This is a genomic window from Vibrio sp. PBL-C16 (genome assembly GCF_034321865.1).
Taxonomy (GTDB): Bacteria; Pseudomonadota; Gammaproteobacteria; order Enterobacterales; family Vibrionaceae; genus Vibrio; species Vibrio alginolyticus.
On the sequence record NZ_JAXLNY010000002.1, the window covers coordinates 664,449 to 689,738 of the forward strand.

The following is a 25,290-nucleotide window of genomic DNA, read 5'->3' on the forward strand; positions in this document are numbered from 1 at the left end:
GAGCATGTTTTTATGAATACATTTCTAATTACCTTTGCTGTGTTTGTCGCGGTAATCACTGCAATGGCTGTCGGATACATTTTCCAAAAGAAAGTCGTGAAAGGTAGCTGTGGTGGCTTAGGGGCAGTTGGCATCGAAAAAGTGTGTAATTGTCCAGAACCCTGCGATGCGCGTAAAAAACGTGAAGCGCGCGAGGCTGCGCGTGCTGAGAAATTGGCGGCGTGGGAAAAAGATAGAATTGCTTAGTATTGGTTAATCGTACTAAGAAAGTGATAAAGCTCAGCGTTCTGCTGAGCTTTATTTTTAGGCAGCTAACCAAAGCTCAGATGTCCGAGAAAGAGCCCAATACCGTGTTTTGTTGTTTCTTTCTCTCATGTTACAGAGCAAGACCACACTGATAGTCATTAGGACGAAGAAATGATTTGGTTACGTCCGTTCTCTTTGGCCATGTAAAGTCGCTCATCCGCCACTTTTATTTGTTGTTCCAGCTCCCCCTCGATGTTGCTTACACCAATACTCGCGGTCACAAGAATGTTTTTGTCCAAATAAGTTATTGGCGTTTTTTCTATGCGCTGTCTCATTTGTTCTAAGCGTGTTAGAAAGCCGTCATAGTCGCCACTGGCTTGAATACAAAACTCCTCGCCACCAAGCCTAGCGACAATATCATTTGGAAAATAGATTTTTAGAATATTCGCTATCATGACTAACACTGCATCGCCGCCCTCATGTCCGTGTGTATCATTTACTTGCTTAAAGAAATCGATATCAAGCATCGCGATGTTTCTTTGAGCGTTTTCTACATGGGGTTGCTCAAACAGAAAGCGGCGGTTCCATAAGCCCGTTAGCGCATCTTGATTTGCCATTTTAAACAGTTCAGATGTTGCGTCTTTGATATCTAACAGTTGGTGAATACGGCAAAAAAATTCTTCTTGATTAAATGGCTTGTATAAAAAGTCATTGGCCCCTGCTTTTAGAAACCTAGCCGTCATTGTCTTAGAGTTACTACCCGACAAGCCGAGAATGGCTAATTGATTTTTATCCCACTTCCGACGTAATTCTCGCACCATCGTAATGCCATCTTTAACGGGCATGTCATGGTCGGTTAAAACGAGAGTGATATCTGGATTTTGCTCGACAAGCTCTAGGGCTTTTTGCCCATTGTCAGCTTCCAACGTTTGAATGTATTGATGCTCCAAAAGTTGGGCAATGTGTCTTCTTACGGTGTGTGAATCATCAACGACTAAACATTTGTGTTGTTGATTGTTGGTTAGTCGCTTGAGGAGTGGTAATAGATAGGAAACGGACGCCATGCTGTCTTTCAAAATATAGTCGAGGACACCTTTTGCAAGCATCTTTTCGCGAGTGTCTTCTTGAAATCGAGCCGTTAAAACAATGACACGATGACCATGTTCCAAAACGAGGTCAATAATCTCGCCATCTTGAGCATCCGGTAAACAATAGTCTAAAACCGCACAGAAGAGGTCCTGTGCTGAAGATAACAAGTTCTTTGCCTCCGCGTAGCTTTCCGCTGCGATGACCTCATAACCAGCTTGGCTTATTGTTTGGCAAAGAAAGTTTTTAAATGCACGACTATCTTCAACAACCAGAATCTTATTACTCAAGCGCAGTCCCCAAAATTAATTGTTTAAAATCAATGATAACTAAAATTAAACTTATCGCCATCAAAAAACACATGTCAACCAAAAGTAGAACAACTACTCAAATGTTTGACACGCATCCGTTAACATCACATCATTATTCCTGTCTTAGTTATATAATTATGTTTAGCTAACGTAGGGAGAAAGTAGTATGGAAATGCATCAACATGGTATGGCTGAGCTATTTCAACAACTGGGCCTCGGTAGCTCTCCTCAAGAAATGAAAGATTTTATTAATCAACATCGACACAAAAGAGATTCTGCGCCTTTACATGAAGCTAGCTTTTGGACGATGTCACAGGCGAACTTTCTAAAACAAGCCATCGAAGAAGATGCAGATTGGGCCGAATTAGTCGATCAATTGGACGTAATGCTTCGAGATTGACGTTCGCTTAAACACGCCCATTTCTCTTCAGGTAGATTTGATTTATACTGTTTTTTTGAACAGTGCTTTGATGGCTATGTCAGATCGAATTAGAAAAATTATTCATGTCGATATGGATTGTTTTTATGCTGCCGTAGAGATGAGAGATAACCCCAGTTACCGTGGCATTGCACTCGCTGTTGGCGGACATGAAAAGCAGCGTGGAGTGATTAGCACCTGTAATTATGATGCGCGTAAATATGGTGTTCGCAGTGCAATGTCAACGGCGCGCGCGCTGCAACTCTGTCCTCATTTGTTGGTTGTGCCCGGTAGAATGCATGTATATAAGCAAGTCTCTCAGCAGATTCGTGCTATTTTTGAGCGTTATACGCCTATCATTGAACCTCTCTCATTGGATGAAGCATACCTCGATGTCACGGACTCGACAGCTTGCCGTGGCTCCGCTACGTTGATCGCAGAGTCAATTCGCCGCGATATCTGGAGTGAACTTGGGTTGACGGCATCGGCGGGCATTGCTCCGATAAAGTTTCTTGCCAAGGTCGCGTCAGACATGAACAAGCCCAACGGTCAGTTTGTGATTCCGCCAGAGAAAGTCCAAGAGGTTATCGATAGTCTTCCGCTAGAGAACATTCCTGGTGTGGGGAAGGTGAGTCTTGAGAAGCTCCACCAAGCCGGTTTTTATCGATGTGAGGACATTAAAAACAGTGACTATCGAGAGTTGTTGAGGCAGTTTGGTCGTCAGGGTGCCTCCTTATGGCAGCGAAGCCATGGAATTGATAATCGAGAAGTCGTTGTTGAGCGCGAGAGAAAGTCCGTCGGTGTGGAAAGGACATTCAGCCAGAACATCGCAACCTATGATGAATGTTGGCAAGTGATTGAGGAGAAACTTTATCCTGAACTCGAGAAACGTTTAGAGCGTGCAAGCCCAGATAAGTCGATTATTAAACAAGGTATTAAAGTCAAATTTGCCGACTTTCAACTGACAACAATTGAGCACATCCATCCGCAATTAGAGCTTGAGGACTTCAAGATCTTGCTAAGAGATATTCTTAAACGCCAAAATGGACGGGAAATTCGCCTTTTAGGCTTGAACGTGATGCTCAAGCCCGAAGACCAAGCGCGTCAATTGAGCTTTTTTTAGGCCCTTACCGTTTCTACCTGCGTTAATACCTGCTCAAAACTTACATTTGCCATTGCACCATAACCTGCTAGCTTTGAGGCTTTTAGCTGGCTAATCAAAGGAGTGCTGATTCCGCACAAGAAGCGAGCAACGGCATCATTACTGATGGCCGATGGGGAAAGCTGAATAAACTCCCGCGCCCATATCGATACTTGAGATTGTTCAATATCTTCAGGTTCTGGTGCTGTGAATGTGGCGACGTGACCACGACACACGGAGCAGTGACCACATTGCTTTGGTGCATCGTGATCCGCAAAGTAGTTCGCCAATTGTGAGCTCAAACAGTGCTCGGACTGGAACAAGTGCAGCATGGTGTGGATTCTTTCGATATCTTTGCTTTCTTTGGATTGGAACAGTTCATACAGTTGTTGGATTAAAACATCCGAGCTCTGTTTGGTTGGCATAACTGAGTACACGTCCGTCAGTTGTTTGCTCTCTAGTTCTATCCAGCCGTTCTGGTGAAAATAGTCGAGCGCTGCGACAACTCGGCTGCGTTCCGATTGATAGTTCATCCATAGCGCTTCTAGATCAACTTGGCACCACACTTTGGCTTTTTGTGAGCAGGAAAAAATAGCCTCCACAAATTGACGTCGCTCGCCTTGAAATTGATTCACAATAAATTGCTGATCGTGCAAAAACTTAAACCGATATTCCGCAAAGTAACTGTACTTTGCTTCAATGACGTTATGTAGCTCCAAATAAACCAACAAGGTTTTGAGTGGCAATTGGCGGATATTACTTTCACGCGACAAACGCAGTGGCACTACCTCCCATTGTGGAGCATGTTCTTTCGCTTGCTCGACTACATAGTTAATTGACGTAAATTCTGGTGTGTCACCATAGACAAAATTCTCCAACACCGTTAGGCCGGACGTATTGCCTAGCAGAATGCACTCCGAGCGTTGCCCGTCCCTGCCTGCACGTCCAATCTCTTGTGCGTAGTTCTCGATTGATTTGGGTAAGTCGAAGTGAATGACGCGTCGAATATCAGATTTATCGACCCCCATACCAAATGCAATCGTTGCAACAATACAGTCAATTTGGCCATCCATGAACTGCTGTTGGATTTGTTCACGAACGTCGCTTTTCATGCCAGCGTGGTATGCGTGAGCGTTAATGCCAATATGGATTAATGACTTTGCTACTCGTTCTGCTGTTTGCTGCTGCGTCACGTATACGATGGTCGGAAGCTTAGGTGAAGAGGCGATGATCTCACTGAGCTGTTCTTGTTTCTTTGTTTCCTCACACGGGATCACCGAGATATCCAGATTAGAGCGGTAGAAGCCTGTAACGGTAATATGTTCACTGGAAATATCGAACTTTTTTTGCATGTCTTCAATAACTGCAGGCGTTGCCGTTGCGGTGAGAAGTAAAGACTGTGGGATGTTCAGTTCACGTTGATATTGCGGTAGTTTGAGATAATCTGGACGAAAGTTATGCCCCCATTCGGAAATACAGTGCGCTTCATCAATGACCATCAAAGAAATCGGTACTTGGCGAATGAATTCACGAAAACGCTCGTTTTTTAGCCGCTCAACAGAAATCATCAAGATTTTGATTTGTCCATTCTTCACGCCAGCCATGACCTTTTGTGCTTCTTCTCTACTTTGACTGCTATCGATAGAAGCGGCAGCGATTCCTTTACTTTGTAAAAAGCTCAGTTGATCCTTCATTAACGCCAACAACGGAGAGATCACCAACGTAAGGTTGGGTAATATGGTTGCAGGTAGTTGATAACAGAGTGACTTCCCCGAGCCTGTAGGAAAGATTGCCGCAGCAGAGTAACCATTCATAACGGCTTCAATAACGGGTTGCTGACCTTGGCGTAATGAGTCAAAACCAAATACAGATTGAAGTGTTTGATGCAGCGAGTCACTTTGCATAATAGGGAAACCTTTCTTTGATGGTAAACTTAGGTACATTAACACACCCTGAGTGCCAAACGCGCGTCCTAAAAGTATGAACAAAGCTGACTTAGTCCAAATTATCATCCAACATCTGGAAGAAAAACTTCAAGTTGCCCATGCATCGGCTCAGCGAGCTATCGATGCCGCGACAGATGAAGAAACTGTTCCCGAGCACAAGTACGATACATTGGCACTTGAAGCCGCGTATCTTGCTCATGGACAAGCCATGCGAATCCAAGATAGTGAAGAGGAATTGCGTCAATATCGTTCTTTAGTGACTCGCGACTTTAAGAATGCGCCTGTTGGTGTTGGTGCTTACGTTGTTCTCGCAGATGAGAATTTGATCGAAAAGCACTTCTTTGTAGGCCCTTGCTCTGGTGGTTTGACTGTTCAATATCAGGCTCAGGAAGTCTTTGTCTTAACAGCTAAATCTCCTCTGGGTCGAGCGTTGTTCGGAAAAGAAGAAGGTGATGAGGTTGACGTAAAAATAGGAGATAAAACAAATTGTTACGAAGTCGTGACGATTTGCTGACATCTCATGTATCACTCAGTGTTATGTTTAACACGAGTAATGTTAAATAAAAGAGAATGACATGAAAAAGCTTTTTACACTCTCATTGCTGATGGTCAGTGCTACTGGTTATGCAGCGCAGTGTCGTGTGGACATCAATAATGAAGTCCGTATGGATGGGCAAAGCTTGGAAATTCGCCAAACGACAGGTGATAAAGCTGTCGTGGATGAGGATAACAACCTCTTCATCAAAGGTGAGCTAATTGAACTCAATTCTGAACAGAAAGCGGCAATTGAAGACTATCGCGAAAAAATGAACGCGTATATTCCACAAGCAAAGCAATTGGCGAGTGATGGTTTAGCGCTTGCGAATGATATTATTGATGATGTTGCGGAAAGCCTCGATGCACCTGGTGCGTTTGATAATGTAAAAGTCGCAGTAAAGGACTTTTTCGCTGATGTTGAATCACGTTACTACAAAGATGGTGATTTCATCCTGCCGGCGGAGAGTTTTGAGTCTATGACACAAGGGTGGACTAAAGACTTTGCAAAAGCACAAGAGATCTTCAATAAAGAGTTTTTAGCGAGTTCGTTGGATGCTTTATCGAAAAAAATGAAGGAAGAGGGGGGAATAAACCTCACTGCATTATCGGAGAGTATGGCTGAACTCAGCGCGAAAGTAGAAGAGCGTTTAGCTGAGCATTCGAAAGAGGTAGAACAACAAGCAGAAGACTTGTGCGATTCGCTGGATGACATGGCAGGGCAAGAAGACGATCTGTTGAAGAAAATCCCTGAGCTAAAAGATTACCGAGTATTTACGATTTAATTACTCATTAAAAAGTAAAAAACTCAATGAGATAAAGAAAGAGAGCACGATTGTGCTCTCTTTGCGTTTTACTCGCTTATTCTTTGATAACTTATTGCGCATTCATCTCGGTGAGTTTATCGCCGACAGGTTTTGAGAAGTTAAAACCATCATGTTGATCCCAGTTGATAGACCATGTCATTACTCCTGCATAATTCGGGTAATAGTACGCTGGTTTAACGGTGCCACATGAAGTGCCTTTGGTTAAACAATCTAGTGCGTTGATAATATTCTGTGTTGGAGCCTGCCCTGAATTTGCCGAGCTAGGACCTGAAGGTAAACCGATTGCGACTTGATCATCGCGCAATGGTGCAAATTGAGTGCCATCGGCCAACTCAAAACCTTCGATAAGCATTTTAGATTGCGCTACCATCATATCCACAGAGCCTTCTGGTGCACTGCCTGGCAGGTATGGGTTTGGCAAACCGCCGTTGTTATATAACTGGACGTGAAGCAAGTCGAGCGTGCTGCGTGTCTCGTTAATCACAGGGATGTACGCCCCCCAAATACCGCTGTAAGCCACATAACCACCTTGAACATAAGGGTGCTCAGGCGCCATGGTTAGGTACATATCTCCACCCATGTTTTGCTCTATTTGAAGCAAAGCACGACCAAGGCGAGCTTGAATTTGCGAGCCATGAACTAAGTTAGAACCACTCTCTAAATCCACATCTAGACCATCAAAGCCCCACTCAGCGATAAGACCTGTTAGGCTAGAGACAAAGTTGGCTTCATCTTGGTCGGTATTCAGCGTAATCGTGCCTTCTGCGCCGCCAAGAGAGAGAACAAACTTCTTACCTTTAGCTTGAAGCGCTGCCATGTCCTGCTTGAATTGTGTTGGATCGAGTGCTGGACAATCGCTGTAAATATCGCCTGAATATAGATTAAAGTGCACGGTGCCATCACTGTTGCGATCATTTTCAGCAAAGGCAATATCAATCACATCCCAAGCATCTGCCATATCCGCTAGACGAATTGGACAGCCCGCTCCATTTACAAAATTGTGCCAGTAACCGATGAGTTTATGGCGTTTATCTACTTGCTCAACCACCGTTATTGCTGCGGCGTCAGACAATGCATTGCTTCCTGACAAATCCACAGCTTGGGCGCTAACTGTAAAGTTACCAAGTGCAGTTGGTGTCCAGTTGGCTGTGTAAGGTGCCGTGGTATCGGTTGCAACAATAGAGCCGTTGATCATGAAATCAACGTGTTTAATGCCTGAAGTTAAAGACGTTGCATCGGCGCTTAATGCGAGGCTTTTGCCTAATCCGGTGGTCTGACCGCTGCTTGGTGAAGTCAGAGAGACGACCAAATCTTTATCGCTGACTTCCACACCAACCAGGGACTCTGACGTGTTGTTATCATTATCGGTTGCGACGGCTTTAAGCTGGTTAGCGCCAATAAGTGTGGCGTTCCAAGTAACGGAATATGGCGCTTGAGTGGTGACCCCTAAGCTGGTGTTGTTCGCAAAAAACTCAACTTGCGTGACTGTGCCATCAGCATCGCTTGCGTTTGCCGTGATTTCGTTATTGCTGCCAGCGAGCACGACTTGTCCATCCGTTGGTGCCGTAATGGTAACTTGCGGTGGTGTCGAACAAGCACCTAGGCCACTCCAAGCATCTTGCCAGTATAGCCCTTCACCAGGCTCGTAAGCCCATGTCGCATCCGAGGAGCACCAACCAGCAACATCACAACGATATTTTTGGTTGAAGTGAGAAACCAGGTCGCCAGTTTGATAACTTGTGCCTGCCACATAAGGTACTGCATCTGCACATCCGCCCGTTCCGGTTTCTGAATTACTAATAACCAGCGCAACTTCTTGGCTCATCGTTGCGAGGTTTGTATCATCAGTCGCTTGTGCTTTGAACGAGTATGTACCTGGACTAGCGGTCCATTGATATTCGTAAGGTGCGCTAGTATCAATGGCGACAAATTGATTGTTTACGAAGAACTCAACTTGTGTGACCACTCCATCAATATCGTCAGCTTGAGCGGCTACGGTTAGGTTATCGCCTACATTAAGCACTTCTGTGCCTACTGGGCTTGTCAATGAAATGCTTGGTGGCGGTAATTCGACTTGTGGTTGAACTTGGATAGAAATCGTCGTGGTGCTAACAGCTCCCTCATTATCTGTCGCAATTGCGGTCAATTGCGAGATCCCTTCAATAGCTGTCCAAGAAGCTTCGAATGGTGCTTGAGTTACCACAGCAACGGTTTGGTTGCCTGCAACAAACTCAATTTGTGTGATTTGGCCATCTTCGTCAGCTGCGTTGGCTAACAAAGTGATCGCACTGCCTTCGGGAATTTGTGCGTTGTTTATTGGAGAGGAGAACGACACCGTTGGTGATAAGTTGTTGCTTCCACCATCGCATTGCCCTAACGCTTTCCATGCTTCCCAAGATCCTGAGTTGGTCACGGGGTCATTGCCTTGCGTCCAATATGCAGCCTCATAAGCGGCTCCTTGCGTTTTTACTAAAGCGCCCGATGTATAAGTCGCAGTGCTGTCCCAGTCGGGTAGACTTTGACAGTTATAGGCTTGAGCTTGGTAGCTGGCGCTGAGTGCTACAACCATCGCTCCGTGAAGTAGGGTGACCTTCATTTTCCTCTCCTTGAATCATGGGTATAAATGAGAACAGAGTAATAACTAGCTGATAAATAGACATTAGGGGGAAAAAGCGAAGCACAATATTCTGCTTTTCGACACAGTATCACGAGGAACAGTTCGTCCCTTACACCAGAGCTCATTATTTTTCGGCTCACTTCACGGCAGAAGGATTGGTAAAATTCAGCCACGTAAAACGAACAACAGTCGCGAGGCTTTTGAGCGATGAATATGAGATGTACGTTAAAATTTACAAGCTGAATGACTACAAATTGTTTCAACTGTCGAGGATTTAACCGAGGTGCTCTTGTTGAATAGTGAATATTGCTATAGTGTACTAGTTAGCTAGTTCAATGATATTTTTGTGTGAGTAGTATGACACAGCAAACCTCTTCTCAGCCTCGCGAGCATTTTGGCTCTCGTCTCGGGTTCATCTTAGCTGCCGCAGGTGCCGCAGTTGGCCTTGGCAATATTTGGGGCTTCCCAACTCAAGCAGCCAGTAATGGTGGCGGTGCTTTCCTGTTAGTTTATTTGGTGATGATTCTTATCGTCGCATTTCCGATGCTGGTGGTTGAAATGGCGATTGGTCGCCATGGTCAAGCCAACCCTGTAGACAGTATGCGTGCAATCACAGATAACCCTGCCGGTAAAAAGCTCGGCGGCATTGTGGGTTGGATTGGTTTAAGCGTACCAAGCGCTGTCTTAGCGTTTTATTCAATTGTTGGTGGTTGGTTGATCTGCTTTTTACTGGGTGCAATCACAGATCTAATGGGGTTAGAAGCTGCAACTCAATGGCTAAAGGGCTTTAGTGTTGAACGTAACTTGTTCGGAACCATTACTTTTTATGTACTGACGATTCTCATCGTACAAGGTGGCGTAAAACAAGGTATTGAGAAGTGGTCCACACGTTTGATGCCAGCATTGTTTGTTCTGTTTGCTCTGCTATTTGCTTACATCATGACGCAAAACGGTGCGATGGAAGGTCTGAAACATTACCTAGTGCCGGATTTTGAAAAGGTATGGGACCGCAAGTTGATTCTTGCTGCAATGGGACAGGGCTTCTTCTCGCTTACGATCGGTGGCTGCTCAATGTTGATTTACGGATCTTACTTGAGTAAGAAAGAAAACCTACCAAAGATGGCGATGAACGTGACCATGGTAGATACTGCCGTTGCTTTCATTGCAGGATTAGTGGTGATGCCAGCGATGTTTGTGGCAATGCAAAAGGGCGTTCAAATCTATGCAGAAGATGGCTCTCTATTAAGCTCAGATACGTTAGTGTTTACGGTATTGCCACTAATGTTTGATAGTTTAGGTTTGCTTGGTCAATTGTTCTCTATTGTGTTCTTCTTATTACTGACGATTGCGGCGCTAACGTCCTCCATTTCAATGTTAGAGTGTCCAGTGGCTTTAGTGAGTGAGCGCTTCAATACTAAGCGCAGCGCAACGAGCTGGGTTTTAGGTGGTCTCATTGCCTTGTTCAGTGTGGTGATTGTTTATAACTTTGGCGCTCTGTTTGGTATGGTCGCGACGGTTGCTACTCAATATCTACAACCAACCGCTGCGCTCTTATTCTGCTTATTTGGTGGTTGGGTATGGAATCGCAACTCAAAAATCAAAGAACTTGAGCAAGGTTGCCCGGAGTTTACGCAAGGTTGGTTTGGTAAGTTATGGCCTGCGTATGTGAAGTTTGTATGTCCAATTCTTGTGGCGACAGTCATCTGGGCTTCATTTGGCTAACCGAGACGCCTATCGAATAAAAGAAAAGGGCTTGATGGTAACTCATCAAGCCCTTTTTGATATTGGTTATTCTCGTTTCGGTTATCCGCCAAGAATGGTGTTGATTAACGGAATTGTCCTGCTTCTGGAAGAAAGTCAAAACCAGCAGAAGCCAGTTTTGTCTCCAGTGCTGTGCGTTCGATATCGAAGAAAGCCACCAGTTTATCTAAGTCACCACCGAAGTCGTCGCGTAGCTTCATATTCACAATGCTCATCAGCATGACAGGATCCATGGATTCAAAGTTCGCTAGATTCATTACTTATCCTCAAAATCTGAAATCAGTAGGTTTGCCGCAGCAAATGCCGCTTTTTCACGCACTTCTTTTGGTAGCGATTCATCCGCTGCAACATCGTTCAGTGCTTTAACTGCACATGAAATTGCTTGGGGAATATAAGCTTGATTGCCACTACCAATCTGAGCATAAAGCTCACGAACCAGTTCACAACAGCCGTATACTTGCATGTTTTCTTTCCACTAAATGATAACTTATCTCAATATACACACAGCGGATTTGAAACTCAAAGTACAGAGTTGTTTTGGCTCAAGTTAAAGGTTTGCTTGAGCGAGATTTAATCACTGCATTTGTGCTTCTAACTGCTGAGTGACTTCTGGTGAAAGTTGAAGTTGTTTTGCTAGTTCTTGCAGATACGCTTTTTCCATAAAGTTTTGTTCATCAGCGACGATCAAAGACGCTAGGTAAATTTCTGACGCTTGTTGAGGAGAGGTCGCCTGATTAGCAATTTCAGCAGGATCAAGCGGTTTGTTTAACTCTTGCTGAACGAGGTGACGAACGTGCTCATCTGCGCCCATATCCGCGAGAGCTTGTTCAATGCGCGCCATTTCCTCTTCATCAACGTGACCATCAGCTTTTGCAGCTCCAATCATTGCTTTTAAAATTAAGACACTGTGTTTACTGTCATCGGGGTCAAAGGTTTCTTGAACACCTTGACCGGATTGCTTGGCTTGCCAGTCGTTATACACTTTGTAGGCCAAGGCTCCAAGCGCAGCTGCGCCACCGACTTTTAATGCGCTTGACCCTACTTTTTTAGTCATTTTTTTACTTTTCTTTGAGCCCATCAGCATACCTATGAGGCCTCCGCCTACAGCACCTGCTCCTAGCGTTTTTAGGCTACTTGAATTTGATGAGGATTTGATGTTGTTGGTTTGTTTGCCCAATGCATCTGCACCTTGCTTAAGTAAGTCTGATTTGAGTGCTTGGTTTAGAAGACTTTTTAAATCCATAACTGACCTCCTTTAGATGATGAAATCAGTTTAATAGCAAGAAGCTGAACCAAAGATTAACAAAGTGAATAGTTCGAAAAAGGTGGAGGGAGGATGTTGAGCTGTAATAAAAAAGGGCTGACCGAAGCCAACCCTTTTTAACTATTTGAAACTACTTCAAATGCGAACTCGTCGAGTGCTTACTTTAGTTGAGCTTTTACGTGCTCAACAATGTCAGTCATTGCGACTGCTGTTTTCTCACCAGTAGCACGGTTCTTGTATTCGAAGTTGCCTTCTTTCATTGAGCGGTCACCGATAATAATTGTATGCGGTACACCAATAAGCTCCATGTCAGAGAACATTACGCCTGGGCGTTCTTTACGGTCGTCAAATAGCACTTCGATGCCCATTGCCGTTAGCTCAGCGTACAATTTCTCAGCGGCTTCTTTCACTTCTTCTGACTTGTGCATGTTCATTGGAACGATCGCTACCTGGAATGGTGCGATTGCATCTGGCCAGATGATGCCGTATTTGTCGTGGTTTTGTTCAATAGCAGCCGCTACTACGCGAGTGATACCGATACCGTAACAACCCATTTCTAGGATGACGTTCTTACCATCAGGACCCAGTACACCACAGTTCATCGCTGCGGAGTAAGCGTTACCTAGTTGGAAGATATGGCCAACTTCGATACCACGCTTAAGCTGGATAATGCCCTTGCCACATGGGCTTGGGTCACCTTCCACAACGTTACGTAGGTCTTCAACTTGACCAAGCTCTACATCACGACCCCAGTTAATACCGAAGTAGTGTTTGCCATCGATGTTCGCGCCCGCACCGAAGTCGCTCATTACCGCAACGCTGCGGTCAACAATGAACGGCAGTTTAAGGCCAACAGGGCCAAGTGAACCTGGGCCTGCACCGATAAGCGCACGAATTTCTTCTTCAGATGCCATTTCCAGTGGAGCTGCAACCTGAGGAAGGTTTTCTGCTTTCACTTCGTTCAGTTCATGATCACCACGAATAATAAGCGCGATGATTGGCGCATCAACTTCGTCAGATGCTTTCACAAACAGTGTTTTCACTGTTTTTTCAATTGGTAGTTCGAACTGCTCAACCAATTCAGCGATTGTTTTCGCGTTTGGCGTATCAACCAACGTCATTTCTTGTGTTGGTGCCGCAGCCTCAGAGGCTGGAGCTAGTGCTTCTGCTTTTTCAATGTTTGCCGCGTAATCTGACTCGCTAGAAAATGCGATGATATCCTCGCCGCTTTCAGCCAGTACGTGGAACTCTTGAGAGCCGCTACCACCGATAGCACCGCTATCTGCAAGTACAGGACGGTAATCCAGACCCATGCGATCGAATGCTTTACAGTAAGCATCGTGCATTGCGTCGTATGACTTTTGTAGGCCGTCTTTATCAATGTCAAAGCTGTACGCATCCATCATTGAGAATTCACGTGAACGCATTACACCGAAGCGTGGACGTCGTTCGTCACGGAATTTGGTTTGGATTTGGTACAGGTTTAGCGGAAGCTGTTTGTAAGAGCTCACTTCATTGCGAACAAGGCTAGTGATCACTTCTTCAGCGGTTGGGCTAAGTACAAACGGACGAACATGACGGTCAGTAAAGCGAAGTAGCTCAGGGCCCATCTTTTCGCTGCGGCCTGTCTCTTCCCATAGTTCAAACGGCTGAACAACGGGCATCAAAGTTTCGACTGCGCCTGCATTGTCGATTTCTTGACGAACGATGTTTTCGACTTTACGCAGTACACGTAGACCAGTAGGTAGCCAGGTGTATAAACCTGAAGCCAGCTTACGGATCATACCTGCACGTAGCATGAGCTGGTGGCTCACTACTTCTGCGTCGTTTGGAGTCTCCTTCAGAGTAGAAAGAAGATAATTACTGGTACGCATTAAATTTATCCGTTTATTTAAGTTAGATACTCAAGCTTGAATAAGCAGGAGTATGGGAGTTCCCGAAAGGGAAATTTGTTAGCCGTCTATAATATCAGCCAATTGCGTTTGTCAAAAGCTTTCAATAGCGGTAACCGTTATTAAGTTGCTTGTTGCTGTGAACTTTACGTTCAAGTCGAACAAATTTACCGCATATTCTTTGTCGTCCGGTTTGTTTTTCTTATATGCAGGGCGAGGATCTTGTGCCAGAACTTGTTCAATGACTGATCTTACATAGTCAGTATCGGATCGATTTTCTATCGTTGCTAATGCTTGAGCAGAAAAGGTGACTTGTGACTTTTCTGGCTCTTGGTCTGCGTATCCGCCTTGTGCTTCCGAAATAGAATCCGAATAGGGGATATAAGGCTTAATATCCACAATCGGTGTCCCATCCACGAGATCTACACTGCCTAAATCAAGATAGATTTGATCGCCTTGCTTAGTGACTCCTTTCACTTCAACGGCTGACATTCCGATTCCGTTTGGACGGAAAGTCGAGCGCGAGGCAAAGACACCAATTCGTTCATTGCCGCCTAATCGTGGCGGACGTACAGTTGGTTTCCAACCAGCTTCCAGGTTCTGATCAAATAGAAACAACAACCAAACGTGAGAGAACTGTTCTAGCCCACGCACTGCTTCAGGGCTATTTGCTGCACCTAACAGTTTTACGCGTGCTTTAGCCTCTGGTACTAAGCGTGGTTGGCGCGGAACTGCAAACTTTTCTTTGTACGGTGTCTCAATGACGCCGATGGGTTCGATGGAATACATGGTGGACATCTTTAAGAATTCATTGAGATGAAAGTATCACAAATTTCTCTTGCTTTTCTTGTTGATAATGATTATTAATTAAAATGTTATAACATAACAATTTAATTGAAAGGAAAAGTATTATGAAACCAGGAATCCACCCTGAATATCGTCCTGTGGTGTTCCACGACACCAGTGTAGATAAGTACTTTGTCGTTGGTTCTACGTTGAAAACGGAGAGAACCATCGAATGGAAAGATGGCAAAACTTACCCTTACTTTACGTTAGATGTGTCGTCAGCTTCTCACCCGTACTACACCGGTAAACAGCGCGTTGTACAAACCGAAGGTCGCATTGCGAACTTCAACCGTCGTTTTGGTCAATTTAAGAGCGAAAAGGAATAAATCATGAAGGTAGTAAAATCATTAAAAAGTGCAAAAAGTCGTCATCCGGATTGCCAGATTGTAAAACGGAGAGGGCATCTTTATGTCATTTGTAAAACGAACCCGAGATTCAAAGCTGTGCAAAAGTAATCAACCTGCATATATCTAACTTATGGTTTTGTTTAATTGATAATGTTGAGTTAATTATCTTACATGGATGAAATATCTACATTTTTATTCAATGTTGGTTATAAATGCCTCCGTTCGTCACAGTTTGTAACATTTAGGGCTTTTATTTGACCTTCTACTCAAGTACCCTTCGCACGCTTTTTGACATTTTTGTCACATTTGCATAGGAATAAAAACAAGGAGGGAACAGATGAGTTCATCTGATTCAATTAAACAAAACTCGCCTAAGAAGCCGCTGTTTACGCGCTTTTTGGATACTGTCGAATATTTGGGGAACTTATTACCCCACCCGATCACACTATTTGCCATTTTCTGTTTAGCCATTCTGGTGATGTCGGGTATTGCAGGATACTTCGAAGTTTCCGTAGTTGATCCTCGTCCTGAGGGTGCAAAAGGTCGTGCCGCGGATGGCATGATTCATGTCGTTAGCTTGCTTAACGCTGATGGCCTTGAACTAATCGTTACCAATCTAGTGAAAAACTTTGTCGGCTTTGCACCTTTGGGTACGGTATTGGTTGCGATGTTGGGTGTTGCTATTGCTGAATACTCAGGCTTGCTATCTGCAGCAATGCGTGGCTTAGTCATGGGTGCATCACAACGCATGGTAACAGTGACGGTCGTTTTCGCGGGTATCATTTCAAATACGGCATCAGAGCTTGGCTATGTGGTACTTATTCCACTGGCTGCAATGCTGTTCCATTCTTTAGGTCGTCACCCACTTGCCGGTCTTGCTGCGGCGTTCGCTGGTGTATCTGGTGGTTACTCAGCAAACCTACTTATTGGTACGGTTGACCCGCTGTTGTCAGGCATTACTGAAACGGCGGCGCAAATGATCGACCCAACTTACACTGTTGGTCCAGAAGTTAACTGGTACTTCATGTTTGTGTCGACATTCTTCATTGCAATCACAGGTGCGTTTGTTACTGAAAAAATTGTTGAGCCAAAGCTTGGCAAATACAGTGAAGAAGAAGCCTCAGAAGATTTGTCGAACGACAAAATGGGTGGCTTAACAGATATTGAGAAGAAAGGCCTAAAACTAGCAGGTGTTGCTGTACTGGTTGTTTCAGCGCTGCTTGCTTGGACGGTTGTTCCAGAAGACGGCATTCTACGTTCTGATGCAGGTACAATTGCAGGTTCACCATTCCTGAAAAGTATCGTGGCATTCATCTTTGTGTTCTTTGCTATTCCAGGCTTTGTGTTTGGTAAAGTTGTTGGCACGATGAAGACGGATCGCGATGTAATTGATGCAATGGCGAAATCTATGTCTTCTATGGGCATGTACATTGTATTAGTTTTCTTTGCGGCTCAGTTCGTTGCTTTCTTTAAATGGACTAACTTCGGTCAGGTATTCGCGGTTGCTGGCGCTAGCTTCCTGCAAGAAATTGGCTTAACTGGTCCAATGTTGTTCTTTGCCTTCATCCTGATGTGTGGCTTTATCAACCTAATGATTGGTTCGGCATCGGCACAGTGGGCAGTAACGGCTCCGATTTTTGTTCCTATGTTGATGCTTGTTGGTTATGCACCGGAAACGATTCAGGCTGCTTACCGAATTGGTGACTCGACGACAAACATCATTACTCCAATGATGAGCTACTTTGGTTTGATTCTTGCCGTAGCGACTCGTTACATGAAGAACTTAGGTATCGGTACGCTGATCGCGACCATGCTACCTTACTCAATCTGCTTCATTGTAGGTTGGAGTGTGCTGTTCTACCTATGGGTATTCGTATTTGGTTTACCAGTAGGCCCTGGCGCAGCAACATACTACACACCGTAGAAAACGGTTACCTCACACAGCTCCATTATAAAAAGCCTGCGAACGTCGCAGGCTTTTTTATCGATTGAGACTGTGTACGCAGGCTTACCTGATTATAGATGTCGGTTTATAGCTGAAAACGTATCAACAAAGGGCGATAAAAGTGCTGAGTGAGCCAGCACAAGCTTTTCCAAATTATGCGTTTGTACCAGGGTAAGTGCGCAATATACACATAGCTAAATTCAATTTCTGGCTGGGCTTTTCTGTTGCGTTTAAAAGCCGGAGCACCTGAGCTCATATTAAAGCGACGCTGGTATATCATGGCATGGCGGATGGTATAGGCCGATATTCGACGATACAATGCGAGGCGTTGTGGCTTATTGGTATCGTAGCCAAAAATTGGGCAAGTCATATCATTATCAATTTCTACAATGCCTAACGTAGCCAGCATCTCTTCTTGATAAAACAGTCCCACTAAATGTACTAATTTGTTCTGGCTCGCCTGTTTTAAATATTGGCTTGAAAACTGGATGTTATTGATGCTGTATTTATTAAGGTAAAGCATGTCATATAACTCTTTGGCGCGCTGAAATTCTTCATCAGTGGTCAGTGGCCTAAACTGCCAATCTTTATCATTAAGCAGTTTGAAGTCTTTCGTTAAATCTCGGTTGAAGCTGAACGCTTGCCAATCATCAAGTAAATACACTTGTCGTGTTACCAAGCTTTGCCATTTTGGCTGCTTCAATCGCTGAATTAAGTGTAAATGCTGACGCTGGTTGAGGGAGCGAAGCACCAAGGGAAAGGTGGGGTATTGATCGAGTGCGACGCGACGCAGTTCATCGAGATTTAAGGCTGCCCATTGTTCGCTATACATATTGGTGGACAAGCACTGATTGTTGAGCGTTTGGACTTGATCCAATCCAGCCAATGATAAGATTGGTTTAGTCATATTAATAAGTAACTTACATACCCATCGAACAGCCACATTTTTGACTTTGTGAAGCTCTTCTTCGGCGTAGCCACTAAGCAGTGTCATAGGGGAGACTGCATAACAGTTGTTTGGTATTTTTGGTGTTACGGAGTAAGGAATGGCAACATCATCGATATAGTAGCAACCAAAGCTTGCTGTGCATTCATCAATAGGATTTGACTGCATAAGAGTGATAAAGGTTTGATGCCATTCTTGAGAGGAAAGTGTCATGAGTTCAATGCCTCTCCATTCCACTCAATATCAACGGTAGAAGCGTCGCTCCACTTCGTCTTGTTCTGCCTAGCTAACCGGAGTAATTCAAACATACTCCGGATTTGGCTCCCGACCGGTAAGTTATGCTGTTGCATCACATTCACTCCAGACCACCAATCTTGCCAAGTTCGAGCCTTGAACAGGGATAACCCGCCTGCAGCGATGAGTGTTATTGGACCTAAATGATGCAATCGCTGCTTGGAAGGACTGGTAAACTCCATATTAGGAAGCAGTTGGTTGCATCGAGACGAGAGTAGGTGCAAACCACTGGTGGCTCTTGGGTTACATTCAATCACGTAGAGTTCATCTTGTGATTTGATGAAGTCAAACGACACTTGCCCATGATAAGTATGACGTTTACCAAAAGCGGCGATAAATCTATCTAGTCGTTTGCATGAGATCGGCTGAAAAGCACTGGCGGCCGAGCTGTTTACACAGTATTTCGGTACATAAGCTTGGTGTGCTTTAAGTTCACCATGTTCAAAAATTGCATAGTTACACACCGGAGTCCCTTGGATTTTTTGTTGCTGAACCCAAGGGAAAAGGGGCGATATCGTGGCGGCAGAAATAGACTGAGTCGTCACATCTCTTATGACTTGCCCGCCAAACCGAGAGTAAACTGGCTTTAGAACGGTTCTCTTATTAATTTCAACCTCACTTTTATCAGCGACCAAACGAGTTTTGGGAAGTGTAATTTCTGGCAAATCTTGAAGCTGTTCAAAGACGGTCAACTTGTTGTGCAGGGCATTGAGTAGTCCTACATTGGGCAGAAAAAAATCTACTTCTGGGCATTGTTTGGCAACATGAGCCAAGTAATACACTTCTTCACAAGTGGGTATCACCATATCAATACGCATCTGAGTAATGATTTTTAGGATCTGCTGTTGATAGGTGGGAAACGCAAATCGAGGCGAAGCGGTGGGGATATAAGACTCGATACCTCGCAAAAACGATCCTAGAGTTTTTTTTAGCGAATCGGTGAGAATTACGTCATGTCCATGATGCATACACATGGTTGCCCACTCTAGTGCAACTGGTGCTCGGGCTCCGGTGATTAAGACCCGCATATGTTCACCACACGTCGTTGTTTATTCATTGGCGTCCAAATAGGCGCAGGGCGGTAACTAAATCTGACAGGATCAAGCCGCAATTGGTCAAACAACTTTATCAAGGCTTGATGTATAACCCGATGGTGGTGAACATCCGCTTCAATTTGAATGGCTTGTGACCCTGTTTGGGTGATTCGGTAATCCACGCGACTTTGGGCGGATAGTGTTATAGCGCGGTAGATGAGATCTGGTAACACCGTCACTGGGACGTGGTTTGCGTTTAGCGTGAGGCGATCACCACATCGTCCGGCAATCGCGCCAAGAGGTTCAAATACGCCATTATCCTGTTTATTCTCAATAATATCGTCGAGCTGATAACGAATAATGGGCTGAGTTTTACGACGAAAATCGGTGATAATTGGGCTGTAATGAGTACGTTCGGTATTCAGCCAATGTTTTTCGATGTAAACAACATCTTGATTCCAGCGCATTTGTCCATGCTGATCAGTACATGCAAGAAAACCTTCGGTACATTGATAGACTTCATGGAGTTCGCTGTCGAACCGTTGAGAGATAAAGTGACGGTCACTCTCAGTTAGGACTTCTGCACCAGAAATGATCCGCTGTGGTTGAATTGCGGGTTGACCAAATTGACCGCTGAACTGGGCGCAGAGCTGAAGAGCTTGCGCACTACCAACCAAAAGCGTGGGTTGGAACTCATCCAACTCTTTTATCCATTCTTGGTAAGGTTTAGTTAAATCCGCATAAAAGAATGTGACAGGGCCTTTCGCGACGGATTTATACAGTGGGCTGTTGGCGCGCAAGGCTAGCGCAATTCGGTGCTTTTGCCATAGGTTGGGCAACAGGCGAGCCAATATATTGCCAGCCCACAGTTGCGTTTCCTGTTTGTCAGCAAGAAACAACCCGCGCATGCCTGATGTGCCCGAAGAAAGCCCAACAGTAACATCGCCAACTTTTGAAGCGGCGAAGTTGCGTGACTGTTCTGCTTCGAGTGCTTGTTGCATTAGCTGTTCAGCATCTAAGCCTTTCGTATTCAACTCCGAGAGGTTCTCCATCATGGTTTGCTTATTCATGATAGGGAAATCACTAAGTACTGCACCTTGAAGTGAGCGGTAATACGGTGAATTACAGCATACCCAATCTAGGTGTTGCGTTAAATGTCGTTGCTGCCAAGCTTCGACTTGTTCCCTTGAACCGAAAGGGCGGTAGCGGGTTCGCCAGAATTCTGAGATAAGCGTTATCACTTCATCCACCCTTCTTTGATTAGCTGCTGGATAGTTTCCTGACAATGTGAAGGCACGAAGCGAACAAAGTGGTGGGTTTGTTGGTAGCAACTTCTCAACTCGGAGAGGGTGTTTTTATAGGCCTTTGTGTCATCGCAAAGCATGTTAGCCAGCCAATGCTGATCGATATTTTCACTCAAGCTCTCAATTAACCAACATGCATCGGCGAGTAAGAACATCCAATCTCGTTCTCTCTTAACTAATAGGCCCACTTGACCCGCAGCATGGCCTGGCAAGCTAACCATATAAATGAATCCATCGTCGAACATGTCTTTACAGAGCAAATTAACACCTTGGCACTGAGGAAGAATTTGGCTGATTGGTACAGAAAAGTCACTATGAATGAATAATTTAGATTCAAGTTGTGGAGGAAGTAGAGCTTTTAGGTATCCTTTTCTTACGCCTCCAATTCGACCACTTTTAGTAATTGCATCCACCCCTTTTTGTTGGCAATGCAATTGAGAGTGGGAAAACTCAGACACGGCAGCAATGTGATCAGCATGGAAGTGGGAGAGTACTAAGTGTTCAATATCATGAGGTTTGAGACTTTCTTTTGCTAACTGCGCAACAATTCCGTGTTCTTTTTTATAGCGACAAGGTGTTGTCCAAGCATAAAAACGTTCAGGGAAGGGGCGAGTCGCGCTAAAAAAATGCTCGTGATATCCCGTGTCAAACAGGATGTTGCCTTGTGTTGGGTGCTGAATTAACGCAACGGCTGCCGGAAATGCTCTAGGCTTGATACCAGAACCTGGTTTGACAACAAAGCCTGGGTGTACGCAGTGTCCAGCCTCAAAGATTTTTATTTTTAGACCAGTTTGCATACTGCTGTATTCCTTCTTGAATTGAAAAAAGCGGTTGGTAATTCAGTGTTTGTTTCGCCTTGCTGATATCCAGAGTTTGATGATAGTTAAATAATCCTGCGCTGTATGAGGTGAGCCTTGGTTCTGGCTGATGTGGTAAGTGCCTTCGTATTTGCTCACTGAGCTTTAATAATGGTGATACCACACCGTATGGTAATGATTGTAACGTTACTTTTAGGTTTAACCCCTCACATAAAGCTTGCAGAACAGTCTCAATTGGCATTGGTTCGTTGTTGGAAATGTTGAACACATCACCATGCTGAAGTTGGCCTGCCTGAGTGCAAGCGAGCATCGCTGCATGGGCAACGTTGTCGACATAGGTCAGATCAACCACAGGATTTCTACCCGATGGCAGAAGCAGAGTGTTGTTTTTTATCGCCTTAAGCACTCTTGGGATAATCGCGCGATCATTGGGTCCAAAAATGCCACGCGGTCTTAAAATGATCGCTTTGCTTTGGCCTTTTACGGCTTCAATTTCCGATAGGTATTTTGTGTGTGCGTAATCATTACACCAGTATGAAGCTATGGCGTCGGTTTCTCGAATATTCCAACGGTCTTGATGGTCAAAGTAGACGCTGGTGGAGGAAATATGGATAAAACGCGAGATTTGATAGGTATTAGCCGCATTGACGAGGTTTTTGGTGGCATCTACATTGGCTTGATAAAACGCCTGCCACTTTCCCCATGGGCTTGAGAGAGCGGCACAATGGATGATTGCATCCATACCTTGGCATACCGCATGAACTGCTGAGTGGTCTCTTAAATCGACTATATGTGGGATAACATCGAATTGCTCGGCGAGTTGTTTAGCTATGACTGTATTTCGTGCTGTAAAGTGCAGTTCATGCTGCTGGTGAAACATTCTCAGAATTGCGCTACCCAACATCCCGCTGCCACCAGTGACCAATATCTTCATAGTTTTAGCACTCCCATCCCTAGTGACAACCCTGCGGCGGTGCCAGCTAATAACACATGTTTTCCTGCGGCTTCTGGCTGATTACGCAGCCAGTGTAAGTTAATTGGGAGTGAGGCGGCGACTTGGTTTCCCAAAGTCGAAAAGTGATTAACGGTTTTCTCTGTTGGTAGCCCGGTGAGTGAAGGCAGTTTTTTTAATCCATGCGCGCTGGCTTGATGAGGAAGAAAATAATCAATATCGCCGAGTGTTACCGGAGAGGCGTCAAAGCCTTTTTTTAGAAACGCTGGTAAGGCTTTACGCACATGTTTAAAGAGTGCTTTGCCCTCCATTTCAAACTGGCAACTTTTTAAATAGGCTTGATGCTCGGAGGTATGCGGATTGATATGACTACCTCCGCCCTTAATTTGACAAAATGAATACCCGGTATGATGCGTTTCAAAGTGACTGGTGAGCAATCCATCATCGTCGTGTTCTTCGAGCAAAAATGCGGCGGCACCGTCCGCGAATAAGGTTGCAACTTCTGGTTTGAGCGTAAAATTTCGATTCAGTGTGATGCCAGTGGCGAGTTCGCTGGTGACAATAAGAATCCGACGGTACCGTTTTGCTAAGAATAGACTCTGAGCAAGGTCAAGCGCAGAGAGAAAGGATAAACAGGTGCTGTTCAAATCAAAGCTTTCTAGCCATGTTGGAGCGTCTAACGCGGCGAGAACCGCTGAGGCGTCGTAGGGTAGAGACTGGTGGTGTGTGCCGCTAGCGTAGATAAGGAGATCAACGGAGCTTAAGGTATGTGTGTTTCCTAAACACTGCTCTATTGCCTGCACCGCCATGTAAATAGCGGTCTCTTTTGTATTGGCTACATGACGATATTCAACGTCGAATTTATTTCGGCAGGTCCCTGGCGCTAATTTTAGGAAGTGATCCATCTCTCGATCAGACCATTGATTCGTTGGCAGGTAGCTTCCACTGGAAACGATGTTAAAGCCCATTATTCTCTATACACTTATTAAAAACGTCGTTCAAAATAAACCACGTTGCATATTGAAGCTATGGTGAGCGAGATGAAAAATAAACAGAACAAAACAAATGGGAGTAAGAGCACGCTTTGGGTGCAATGCTGAGAATGAATTTTCAGGAATGAGCCAGGCTTTTATTTGCTGGCTCAATATGAATAGAGTGAGGGTTACTTCTTAAATTTCGCCAAAATACGATCCAAATGGTTTGCAAATTCGCGTCGATCGGTTTGAGAAAGCGCGGCGGGCCCACCTGTCTGAATTCCGCTTGAACGCATGGTTTCCATAAAGTCGCGGATATTTAGGCGAGCTTTGATGGTGTCTTTTGTATAGAGCTCGCCACGAGAACTGAGGGCTTGAGCGCCTTTAGAGATAACCTCATCTGCAAGCGGAATATCTGACGTGATCACCAAATCGTTGGCTTCTACACGCTTGACGATTTCGTTGTCTGCGATGTCAAATCCCGCAGGGACTTGCAGCGAGTGGATGTTGTCTCTTTTCGGCACAGGGACAACGTGGTTAGCGACAAACGTACATTCAATCCCCGTACGCTCGGCGGCACGCACAATGGTTTCGCGAATAACTTTTGGACACGCGTCTGCATCTACCCATAACTTCATGATGATTTCTCACTGAGTTTCGCTTCTAACTCTTCAATACGAATGGCTAGCATTTTTACGGTGTGTTCTAGGGCTTCAAGACGATCATTATCGGTGTGGTGCTGTGCTGCGATTTCAACCTTGGGTACGCGTTGAGCACTCTTCCAACTTTTTATTGCGGTGATTAACGCTGGCATTGGAACTGGCGTTTTCAATCGTGCTTTCACTAACGCTACGGTTGGCTCTTTTCCTTGTTGTTGCAACTGTTCCATTGCCGCTTCTAATTCTTTAGTAACGTCTTGAGTTAACATTTTTAATCCTTAACAACGATATATCTATCATCATACGTTGAGTGCGCTGATTTGGCGAATGGCATTTTGGAGAGTGTAGTGTGAGAGATCTCTTACATAGGTTGTGAGAGAAAACGATTTCGTAAGCGGAAAAAGAGAAGCTGAAGAGCTTAAGTTTCTGATAAATAATGATTTAACAACTTGTTAACCAATGTGAGAGCCAAATATTTATCTTGGATAGATTGTCTATTTTTGGAAAAGGCGTAAATTGAGAGTTGTCAGCAGGAAGCAGACATGGAACAGGAAAGCACCAAGGATTTGGTTATCGTCAGGAAGACGATTTGGTTGGTCAGGATGATTAATCAAGCATGGAGCGTAGGACATTGTAAGGATACGATCATCAATAGGATGTTGATGACTAAGGATAGACAATGGACTCCTCTAGGATTGAGGTTATGGACAGCATCAGGAAGATGCAAGGGACACCGCTCAAGGAACAAGTGACGTGTGCTAACGAGGAATGTTAGCAGTCAGGATGATAAGGACACCGCTAGGACGGCGACGTAAGGAATAAGCTGACGGAATCAGCCACTATTATGGATGATGCATGGAGCACTTTTAGTAGCCGGACTGCTGCGAGTAAGACCATGACCCCGATACTTATGTGTCGGGGTCTTTCTTATATAAAAACGATATCCAGTGCTCTCATTGAATTAAGCATCTCGATGTTACTTGGGGATATCAATATCACAAAATATATAAATTCCTAATAACACTTAATAAAAAACAACTCAGATCAATATCCTTTCCAACCAGTTGGTTTAACTTTCGGCTTCTCTACAAGGTGTTATGCCCGCAATCATTGAGCATGTTCAGCTCA

25 protein-coding genes are annotated in these 25,290 nt (G+C 44.6%); 9 read left to right on the forward strand and 16 right to left on the reverse strand.

Annotation, left to right across the window (positions count from 1 at the left end; genetic code table 11):
* Positions 1–12 precede the first annotated feature (12 nt).
* Complete coding sequence (gene nqrM, locus UQW94_RS11325; RefSeq protein ID WP_005380273.1) at positions 13–246, forward strand: (Na+)-NQR maturation NqrM; 234 nt, start codon at positions 13–15, stop codon at positions 244–246.
* A 158-nt stretch (positions 247–404) separates the two neighbouring features.
* Here nqrM and UQW94_RS11330 read toward each other — a convergent pair whose 3' ends face one another.
* The gene (locus UQW94_RS11330; protein ID WP_005380276.1) at positions 405–1,622 is read right to left on the reverse strand and encodes a response regulator; all 1,218 of its coding nucleotides are present in this window, start codon (positions 1,620–1,622) and stop codon (positions 405–407) included.
* 187 nt (positions 1,623–1,809) lie between these two features.
* Here UQW94_RS11330 and UQW94_RS11335 point away from each other — a divergent pair, with 187 nt between their 5' ends.
* Together UQW94_RS11335 and dinB are read left to right on the forward strand one after the other, a co-directional pair.
* Positions 1,810–2,043: a DUF2789 domain-containing protein gene (locus UQW94_RS11335; protein WP_005380277.1), complete on the forward strand. Its 234-nt coding sequence runs from the start codon at positions 1,810–1,812 to the stop codon at positions 2,041–2,043.
* Positions 2,044–2,119: 76 nt separating this feature from the next.
* The gene (gene dinB, locus UQW94_RS11340) at positions 2,120–3,184 is read left to right on the forward strand and encodes a DNA polymerase IV (protein WP_025768236.1); all 1,065 of its coding nucleotides are present in this window, start codon (positions 2,120–2,122) and stop codon (positions 3,182–3,184) included.
* Here dinB and UQW94_RS11345 read toward each other — a convergent pair.
* A complete protein-coding gene (locus UQW94_RS11345) occupies positions 3,181–5,106 on the reverse strand; it encodes a RecQ family ATP-dependent DNA helicase (RefSeq protein ID WP_258474750.1) in 1,926 nt (641 codons plus the stop codon). The two genes, dinB and UQW94_RS11345, sit on opposite strands and share 4 nt — an antisense overlap.
* A 76-nt stretch (positions 5,107–5,182) precedes the next feature.
* On the opposite strand from UQW94_RS11345, the gene UQW94_RS11350 reads away from it, so the two are divergent.
* Together UQW94_RS11350 and UQW94_RS11355 are read left to right on the forward strand one after the other, a co-directional pair.
* Positions 5,183–5,662: a GreA/GreB family elongation factor gene (locus UQW94_RS11350; RefSeq protein ID WP_167415397.1), complete on the forward strand. Its 480-nt coding sequence runs from the start codon at positions 5,183–5,185 to the stop codon at positions 5,660–5,662.
* Between the two features lie 61 nt (positions 5,663–5,723).
* Positions 5,724–6,467: a YggN family protein gene (locus tag UQW94_RS11355; protein WP_167415396.1), complete on the forward strand. Its 744-nt coding sequence runs from the start codon at positions 5,724–5,726 to the stop codon at positions 6,465–6,467.
* A gap of 91 nt (positions 6,468–6,558) precedes the next feature.
* Here the strand turns inward: UQW94_RS11355 and UQW94_RS11360 are convergent, their stop codons facing one another.
* Positions 6,559–9,105 carry an Ig-like domain-containing protein gene (locus UQW94_RS11360; protein WP_167415395.1) on the reverse strand — a complete coding sequence of 849 codons (2,547 nt, stop codon included), beginning with the start codon at positions 9,103–9,105 and terminating at the stop codon, positions 6,559–6,561.
* A gap of 378 nt (positions 9,106–9,483) precedes the next feature.
* Between UQW94_RS11360 and UQW94_RS11365 the strand changes: the two genes are divergently transcribed.
* Positions 9,484–10,848, forward strand: a complete 1,365-nt coding sequence (locus UQW94_RS11365) for a sodium-dependent transporter (protein WP_005391763.1) — start codon at positions 9,484–9,486, stop codon at positions 10,846–10,848.
* Between the two features lie 104 nt (positions 10,849–10,952).
* On the opposite strand, the gene UQW94_RS11370 is transcribed toward UQW94_RS11365, so the two are convergent.
* The 5 genes from UQW94_RS11370 to tsaA form a co-directional block, all read right to left on the reverse strand.
* Entirely contained in the window at positions 10,953–11,144 is a 192-nt protein-coding gene (locus UQW94_RS11370) for a DUF4250 domain-containing protein (protein ID WP_005380289.1), read from the reverse strand.
* The gene (locus UQW94_RS11375; protein ID WP_322142241.1) at positions 11,144–11,350 is read right to left on the reverse strand and encodes a YaeP family protein; all 207 of its coding nucleotides are present in this window, start codon (positions 11,348–11,350) and stop codon (positions 11,144–11,146) included. Before UQW94_RS11375 ends, UQW94_RS11370 begins: the two co-directional genes overlap by 1 nt.
* Before the next feature lie 111 nt (positions 11,351–11,461).
* Complete coding sequence (locus UQW94_RS11380) at positions 11,462–12,130, reverse strand: tellurite resistance TerB family protein (protein ID WP_017820764.1); 669 nt, start codon at positions 12,128–12,130, stop codon at positions 11,462–11,464.
* 179 nt (positions 12,131–12,309) lie between these two features.
* Entirely contained in the window at positions 12,310–14,025 is a 1,716-nt protein-coding gene (locus UQW94_RS11385) for a proline--tRNA ligase (RefSeq protein WP_005380292.1), read from the reverse strand.
* Between the two features lie 111 nt (positions 14,026–14,136).
* Positions 14,137–14,832 (reverse strand): tRNA (N6-threonylcarbamoyladenosine(37)-N6)-methyltransferase TrmO, encoded by a 696-nt coding sequence (tsaA, locus tag UQW94_RS11390; protein ID WP_005380294.1) that lies wholly within the window; start codon positions 14,830–14,832, stop codon positions 14,137–14,139.
* A 122-nt stretch (positions 14,833–14,954) separates the two neighbouring features.
* Between tsaA and UQW94_RS11395 the strand changes: the two genes are divergently transcribed.
* The 3 genes from UQW94_RS11395 (at position 14,955) to UQW94_RS11405 (ending at position 17,160) form a co-directional block, all read left to right on the forward strand.
* Complete coding sequence (locus UQW94_RS11395; RefSeq protein WP_005380295.1) at positions 14,955–15,215, forward strand: type B 50S ribosomal protein L31; 261 nt, start codon at positions 14,955–14,957, stop codon at positions 15,213–15,215.
* A 3-nt stretch (positions 15,216–15,218) separates the two neighbouring features.
* Positions 15,219–15,344 (forward strand): type B 50S ribosomal protein L36, encoded by a 126-nt coding sequence (gene ykgO / locus UQW94_RS11400; RefSeq protein ID WP_137282317.1) that lies wholly within the window; start codon positions 15,219–15,221, stop codon positions 15,342–15,344.
* 229 nt (positions 15,345–15,573) lie between these two features.
* Positions 15,574–17,160, forward strand: coding sequence for an AbgT family transporter (locus UQW94_RS11405; RefSeq protein WP_005380301.1), 1,587 nt, complete (start codon positions 15,574–15,576; stop codon positions 17,158–17,160).
* A 106-nt stretch (positions 17,161–17,266) separates the two neighbouring features.
* Here the strand turns inward: UQW94_RS11405 and UQW94_RS11410 are convergent, their stop codons facing one another.
* From UQW94_RS11410 to UQW94_RS11445, 8 genes are all read right to left on the reverse strand, one after another.
* Entirely contained in the window at positions 17,267–18,340 is a 1,074-nt protein-coding gene (locus UQW94_RS11410; RefSeq protein ID WP_064368722.1) for a hypothetical protein, read from the reverse strand.
* Complete coding sequence (locus tag UQW94_RS11415; RefSeq protein WP_064368721.1) at positions 18,337–19,449, reverse strand: ATP-grasp domain-containing protein; 1,113 nt, start codon at positions 19,447–19,449, stop codon at positions 18,337–18,339. The genes UQW94_RS11410 and UQW94_RS11415 overlap by 4 nt, the downstream gene beginning before the upstream one ends.
* Positions 19,437–20,705, reverse strand: a complete 1,269-nt coding sequence (locus tag UQW94_RS11420; protein WP_373921009.1) for a F390 synthetase-related protein — start codon at positions 20,703–20,705, stop codon at positions 19,437–19,439. Before UQW94_RS11420 ends, UQW94_RS11415 begins: the two co-directional genes overlap by 13 nt.
* Positions 20,693–21,556: an MBL fold metallo-hydrolase gene (locus UQW94_RS11425; RefSeq protein ID WP_064368720.1), complete on the reverse strand. Its 864-nt coding sequence runs from the start codon at positions 21,554–21,556 to the stop codon at positions 20,693–20,695. The genes UQW94_RS11420 and UQW94_RS11425 overlap by 13 nt, the downstream gene beginning before the upstream one ends.
* A complete protein-coding gene (locus tag UQW94_RS11430; RefSeq protein WP_053349821.1) occupies positions 21,525–22,511 on the reverse strand; it encodes an NAD-dependent epimerase/dehydratase family protein in 987 nt (328 codons plus the stop codon). The genes UQW94_RS11425 and UQW94_RS11430 overlap by 32 nt, the downstream gene beginning before the upstream one ends.
* On the reverse strand, positions 22,508–23,497 hold the full coding sequence (locus tag UQW94_RS11435) for a ketoacyl-ACP synthase III (RefSeq protein ID WP_172797315.1): 990 nt from the start codon (positions 23,495–23,497) through the stop codon (positions 22,508–22,510). The genes UQW94_RS11430 and UQW94_RS11435 overlap by 4 nt, the downstream gene beginning before the upstream one ends.
* Before the next feature lie 194 nt (positions 23,498–23,691).
* Positions 23,692–24,141: a YaiI/YqxD family protein gene (locus UQW94_RS11440; protein ID WP_005380310.1), complete on the reverse strand. Its 450-nt coding sequence runs from the start codon at positions 24,139–24,141 to the stop codon at positions 23,692–23,694.
* Complete coding sequence (locus UQW94_RS11445; protein ID WP_033905520.1) at positions 24,138–24,431, reverse strand: hypothetical protein; 294 nt, start codon at positions 24,429–24,431, stop codon at positions 24,138–24,140. The genes UQW94_RS11440 and UQW94_RS11445 overlap by 4 nt, the downstream gene beginning before the upstream one ends.
* Positions 24,432–25,290: the final 859 nt, after the last annotated feature.